Source organism: Megasphaera sp. AF13-6AC, assembly GCF_027685385.1.
Taxonomy (GTDB): domain Bacteria; phylum Bacillota; class Negativicutes; order Veillonellales; family Megasphaeraceae; genus Megasphaera; species Megasphaera micronuciformis.
Genome location: NZ_JAQCUN010000093.1, coordinates 1,398 through 5,485, shown reverse-complemented (window position 1 = coordinate 5,485; position 4,088 = coordinate 1,398). Strand labels below are relative to the sequence as shown.

At 42.0% G+C, this 4,088-nt stretch carries 7 protein-coding genes; all 7 read right to left on the bottom strand.

Annotated features, from left to right (window positions below):
• The coding region (locus PGX78_RS06010) for a P1 family peptidase (protein WP_270445880.1) at positions 1 to 375 on the bottom strand (375 nt) is incomplete at its 3' end.
• A complete protein-coding gene (dcd, locus tag PGX78_RS06005; RefSeq protein ID WP_006942467.1) occupies positions 375 to 896 on the bottom strand; it encodes a dCTP deaminase in 522 nt (173 codons plus the stop codon). The genes PGX78_RS06010 and dcd, both read right to left, overlap by 1 nt.
• A 180-nt stretch (positions 897 to 1,076) precedes the next feature.
• Positions 1,077 to 1,412: a helix-turn-helix domain-containing protein gene (locus PGX78_RS06000; RefSeq protein WP_006942466.1), complete on the bottom strand. Its 336-nt coding sequence runs from the start codon at positions 1,410 to 1,412 to the stop codon at positions 1,077 to 1,079.
• A gap of 85 nt (positions 1,413 to 1,497) precedes the next feature.
• Complete coding sequence (locus PGX78_RS05995) at positions 1,498 to 2,355, bottom strand: 3-hydroxybutyryl-CoA dehydrogenase (RefSeq protein ID WP_040774005.1); 858 nt, start codon at positions 2,353 to 2,355, stop codon at positions 1,498 to 1,500.
• 284 nt (positions 2,356 to 2,639) lie between these two features.
• On the bottom strand, positions 2,640 to 3,203 hold the full coding sequence (locus PGX78_RS05990; RefSeq protein WP_270445878.1) for a hypothetical protein: 564 nt from the start codon (positions 3,201 to 3,203) through the stop codon (positions 2,640 to 2,642).
• Positions 3,203 to 3,640, bottom strand: coding sequence for a large-conductance mechanosensitive channel protein MscL (gene mscL / locus PGX78_RS05985; protein WP_270445877.1), 438 nt, complete (start codon positions 3,638 to 3,640; stop codon positions 3,203 to 3,205). The genes PGX78_RS05990 and mscL overlap by 1 nt, the downstream gene beginning before the upstream one ends.
• A gap of 26 nt (positions 3,641 to 3,666) precedes the next feature.
• Positions 3,667 to 3,981 (bottom strand): YerC/YecD family TrpR-related protein, encoded by a 315-nt coding sequence (locus PGX78_RS05980; protein WP_006942462.1) that lies wholly within the window; start codon positions 3,979 to 3,981, stop codon positions 3,667 to 3,669.
• Positions 3,982 to 4,088 lie beyond the last annotated feature (107 nt).

The window sequence follows — 4,088 nt, the reverse complement described above, 5'->3', positions numbered from 1 at the left end:
GTCTCTCTGCGGATAAGCGTCTTTATCGCCACAAGGCAGGTCATATATGGATGATGCGACAACTAAAGGAACAGGACCGTAAGGTGTATCAAATCCGATTTGCCGTTCTTTTAAGTAGGACATAACCCCGTCGGCTGCCGCCAATCCGAAGGCACTGCCTCCGCACAAAAGAACGGCATGTATTTTTTCTACTGCAGATGTCGGTTTAAGAAGCTCGGTTTCTCGCGATGCGGGGCCGCCTCCGCGCACGTCAACACCGCAAGCCGCCCCTTTTTCCGCAAGACAAATCGTACATCCCGTCCCGCCCTTCGCGTCTTCCCAGTGACCGATGCGTATTTGTTGAATTGAACTAAAAGGAATTTCCGAAATATTCATTATTTTATAAAGTCCTTCCACAACATAGACGGTTGAATTCCGTTATTATGTTGATACTTTCCGCTCTTATACGTGTCATATTCTCCGTCAATATCATGATAATAGATCTGGCATATTTCCACATTCGGATAAATACGAATCGGTTGGACGCAAAAGATTTCCAAAGTCCAGTAGCCGGCAAAGCCTACATCGCCGAATCCGGCTGTTACGTGAATAAATACGCCCAGTCTCCCTACGGAAGAACGTCCTTCCAACATGGGAATATAATTTTCCGTCTTCGTATATTCGTTCGTACGCCCCAAGTACAACACATTGGGTTGAAGCACGAAACCTTCTTCAGGAATTTTTATGACCGAAGCCGAGTTGGGTTTTGCCATATCCAATTCTTTCGAGTCGTATACCATTAATTCATTATACAGAGATAAATTGTAACTATTCGGGTTTACACGACTTTTATCAAAGGGTTCGATAACTATTTCCTTCCCCATGTGTTTAACGATTTCTTTTCCTGACAGAATCATATACTCACCTTCCGCATTAAATTCCTATAATACGCACTAGTAACCATAGCGCGTTATTTAAAAAGCAATTTTTTTCAGTATATACGCTCACTCTCCGTTTGGCAATAAAATAGCCCCAAGGAAATGAATCTTTCGCATTTCCCTGTGGCTATCTTTCATACAGTCGTTTCTTCATTTTTTCTAACTACGCTCTTTCTTCATTTCACGAATTCGCTCTTCAGCGATTTCCCGATAATAAAATTGAATAATTTTTTCCATGTTTTTAGGACGGTGTAACCAGTCTTCCACTTCAGGCGGCAGTACATCGCCGTGTAATCCCGTTTTTATGTAGTATTTCGTAACGCCCAAAATAGGTGCCAGACGCTCTAAAATAGATTCTTTAATGTTGGCAACGTTACCGTGCTCCCACCGATAAACGGTCTGAGCCGATACGCGGGCCTGCTCGGCTAACTGGTAGACTCCTATGTCTTGGGCCTTTCTCAATCTGCTGATACGACACCCTATATTTTCCTCCATTTTAACGGTCCCCCTCCTTTCTTTTTATTTTTAAAGAGATAACAAAACGCCTTCTTGCGAAGGCGTTTTGTCACGAATAACTTAATTATTCATAATCATAGAAACCTTTGCCAGTTTTACGACCTAAATAACCTGCATTTACATACTGACGTAATAATGCGCTGGGACGATATTTCGGATCACCGAAGCCTTCATAAAGAACTTCCATAATATGGAGAACAATATCGTTACCGATTAAGTCGGACAATGCCAAGGGTCCCATAGGATGGTTAAAGCCCAATTGGCAAACAGCATCAATATCTTCTTTGGACGCTACACCTTCCATCAAAGCCTGAATAGCTTCGTTAATCATAGGAATAACTACACGGTTGCCTACGAAGCCCGGGAAGTCGTTAACTTTAACGGGACTCTTGCCGAGAGCTTTAGAAGCTTCGAATACTTTATTGAATGTATCTTCCGACGTAGCAATGCCGTTAATCAATTCAATCAACTTCATAACCGGTGCGGGGTTAAAGAAATGCATGCCGATTACTTTGTCCGGACGATTGGTTGCCGCTGCAATCTTCGTAATAGGCAAGGAAGACGTGTTGGAAGCTAAAATCGTTTCAGGCGGGCAAACTTCACCTAAGTTTTTGAAGATCTGACCTTTAATTTTCATGTCTTCAATAGCCGCTTCTACGACCAGATCCACATCTTTCATGTTGTCTTTCGTAATTTCAACAAAGCCGGTAAGACGACCCATAGCGGCATCTTTATCAGCTTGCGTCATCTTTTCTTTAGCTACGAGTTTCGTCAGGCTTTTATCGATTTTCTTAACACCGCCGTCGATAAATTCTTGTTTAATGTCATTCAAGATTACGTCACAACCGTGTGTTAAAAATACCTGCGCAATACCCGAACCCATTGTACCTGCACCGATGACCATTACTTTTTTACAAAACATGTTGAACTCCTCCTTTAAAGTGATTTCTTTCACAAATTTTACTAAAAAAAAGAGAACCAAACCTGAAAACTATCCCTTTACAGTTATAAGTATACCACTTCCAATGAAAAAATCTATACTATTTATTAGAAAAAATCGCTTTTTTCACTACTTTTATATACCATTCTTGAAAGGGTTTTATGAAATCTATGACTCCGCCTCATGATTCTATATACGATAATATTCGTTATTTTTTTCACATTTATAAATTAAAGAAAGAGGACGAGCCGAGTCGTCCTCTTTCTTTAATCGCGCCTTCTAAGAAGGCCGCTCAATCTTTCAATAATAGACTTCGTCTGTTCACTCCACGGCATAAATCGCCGAAAAGAGGTTCGATTTTCCACCCTTGTCAGGAAGTCATCCATCTTTTCTTCCGTTTTACTTAAATGGTCACCGGTCATTACTTCCCACATCGAGCCGTCGTGGCGACAATACCGTTCCAGCAAAGAGTACAATCCGGAAAATTCCGAATCTTCTACATTCCTTTCAGCTGCTCCTAAGGCAGTTGAAGAAAAGGTTCGAAAAACAAAGAGTATATCTTCTCCCGTTCCTGCCGGAAAGCAACCTTTTTCTTGCCCTTGATTGTACCAACTGCCGAGAACTTGGCAAAAGAACTCGCACAAAGCAAAGGCTGCCGCACGTTCGTAACGCCGAGCTGAAAGTTCGCTGTCTTTTTTATTTATTTCACGATATTTTGCGGCCTTATGAGCAAAAGCTTTATAGTCGTACCACAGCTCTTCCGCCAACGAACGATTATATACATTCATCGTGCCGTCTGAAAATACGGTTACATCACCTTTGGTGCGCATTAAACAGTCAGCTCACTCGTACAATGGGGGCAACGAGTAGCTTCATCAGCCACTGTTTCTTTACAAAAGGGGCAAGTTCTGGAAGGTGCGGGTACAGCCGGCTTTTTGAAACGGTTGATTTGTTTAATAACCAGGAATATGGCAAAGGCAATAATAAGAAACTCTACGACCGTATTAATAAAAAGGCCGTAAGCAATAACAGGTACCCCTTGTGCCTGAGCTTCCGCCAAGGTTTGAGCCGACGTATGTGCCAAGGGAATGAAAAAATCCGTAAAATCGACACCGCCCAATAAAATGCCGATAGGAGGCATAATGATATTGGTAACGAGGGATGTCGTAATTTTACCGAAGGCTGCACCGATTACTACACCGACAGCCATGTCGATTACATTACCTTGAACTGCAAAATTTTTAAATTCTTGAAAAAACGCTTTCATCTTCTTTACTCCTTTTTACTAAAAAACTACTTCTTTTTAATGCCTCGGCCCATGCCCAAGCGTTCCAGAACGGTATCATATCCTCCCGTCCCGTAATTGAGACACCTTTTGACCCGACTGATAGTAGCCGTGCTGGCTCCCGTTTTTTTGACAATATCTTCGTAAATATCTCCGGCTCTCAACATCCTGGCAACTTCCAAACGAGCCGCAATGGACTTCATTTCCTGAATCGTGCAAATATCTTCAAAGAATTCATAGCACTCTTCCATGCTCTTTAATTCCAAGATGGCCTTGAATAATTGATCGTGGAGATCGTCACGCAACTTTTCATTGATACTCATAGCCTTCACCCCGTTCTTACTGTCCTATATCTTACATGGCGAATAAATCTATTTGTTCATCTTCGGGGAGTTCTCCCAAACACCCCATCTCAGCCAGAGAATCAATT

Excerpts from the sequence above, each read along its gene's own strand:
- PGX78_RS06000 (WP_006942466.1), bottom strand. The coding sequence starts at position 1,412 with ATGGAGGAAAATATAGGGTGTCGTATCAGCAGATTGAGAAAGGCCCAA.
- PGX78_RS05980 (WP_006942462.1), bottom strand. The coding sequence starts at position 3,981 with ATGAGTATCAATGAAAAGTTGCGTGACGATCTCCACGATCAATTATTC.
- PGX78_RS05995 (WP_040774005.1), bottom strand. The coding sequence starts at position 2,355 with ATGTTTTGTAAAAAAGTAATGGTCATCGGTGCAGGTACAATGGGTTCG.
- dcd (WP_006942467.1), bottom strand. The coding sequence starts at position 896 with ATGATTCTGTCAGGAAAAGAAATCGTTAAACACATGGGGAAGGAAATA.
- PGX78_RS05990 (WP_270445878.1), bottom strand. The coding sequence starts at position 3,203 with ATGCGCACCAAAGGTGATGTAACCGTATTTTCAGACGGCACGATGAAT.
- mscL (WP_270445877.1), bottom strand. The coding sequence starts at position 3,640 with ATGAAAGCGTTTTTTCAAGAATTTAAAAATTTTGCAGTTCAAGGTAAT.